This is a genomic window from Ancylobacter lacus, from assembly GCF_018390635.1.
GTDB classification, from domain to species: Bacteria; Pseudomonadota; Alphaproteobacteria; order Rhizobiales; family Xanthobacteraceae; genus Ancylobacter; species Ancylobacter lacus.
Window position 1 is genome coordinate 1 of sequence record NZ_JAHBGE010000019.1, and the last position, 1164, is coordinate 1164.

A 1164-nucleotide genomic window follows, 5' to 3' on the forward strand; every position below is an offset into this window, starting at 1 on the left:
AGATGGTGTCGGCGCCGCTATTGGGCTCGAACACGAAGGTGTCGTTGCCGCCGGTCACCTTGGCGCCGGCAGGGATGGAGCTGGAGACGTCGCCAGAGAGCCCGTCATTGCCGGTACCGCCGTCGAGCCGGTCGTTGCCGCAGGTCAGCGTCGCCTTGGCCGTCACGAGGGCGGTGTCGCCGATCAGCGTGTCGCCGCCGGCGCCGCCATAGAGCCAGTCATTCCCGCCGATGATCTGGGTGGGATTTGAGCTGCTGCCCGCCGTGGCGAAGTCGCCGTAAAGAACGTCGCTGCCGTCATCGCCATACAGGGTGTCGCTGCCGCCGGTCGCTTTTGCGCCGGTTCCGGAGGTGGCCGCATTACTGCCGTCTCCATAGATCGTATCCAGCCCGCCCCGGCCATAGATCGTGTCGTTGCCGCCGGTGAAGGTCGCGCCGGCTCCACCTGCCATAGAATAGCCGTCGCCATAGAGGCCATTATTGCCGTCACTGCCGTAAAGGGTGTCGTTGCCGCACAGGATGATATCGCTGGCGTAGATGCCGAGCGAAGCGCCCTCGCCGTAAAGGGTGTCGGTTTCGGTGCCGTTGGTGGTGGCGTCATAGGCGTAGAGGATATCGTTGCCCCCGATCGCGGTCACGCCGGTGGCGCCGCCCAAAGCGCCGTCGCCATAGATGTTGTCGGCGCCGGCCTTGCCATAAATGACGTCGTCGCCGCAGGTCACCTGCGAATCGGCGGCGGTGCCCAGCGTGCTCCCTTCGCCATAGAGGTTGTCGCCGCTGCCGTTGTCGGTGATGGTGTCGTTGCCGCCCTTGGCCCAGGTCAGGGTGCCATCGCCATAGACGGCGGTGCCGGCGGTGGCGGCGGAGAGATCGATGATGTCGTTGCCGGCCTGCACCGTGTCGGTGGAGGACGTCCCCGTTATGACCTGGCTGTCGCCATAGACCGTCGTCAGCCTGCTGCCGGCGGTCCAGATCACGTCATTGCCGAGCCCGCCCAAGACCGTGACGGTGGTGCCGGGGTTGTATTCGTTGCCGGCATTGGCGGCGCGGACGGTGAAGTCCATGATGTCGTCGCCCGCCCCGGCATCGAATTTGGTGAAGCCGGAAAACCGCAGCGCGTTGGTGCCGTTCAGCGTGAGGTCGTAGATGAAGGCTTCGTTCTCGT

At 65.4% G+C, this 1164-nt stretch carries 1 protein-coding gene; it reads right to left on the reverse strand.

Translation table 11 applies throughout. The features are described from left to right. Positions 1 to 1164: calcium-binding protein (locus KHC27_RS05010; protein WP_213335820.1), on the reverse strand; the 1164-nt coding region annotated here is incomplete at both ends.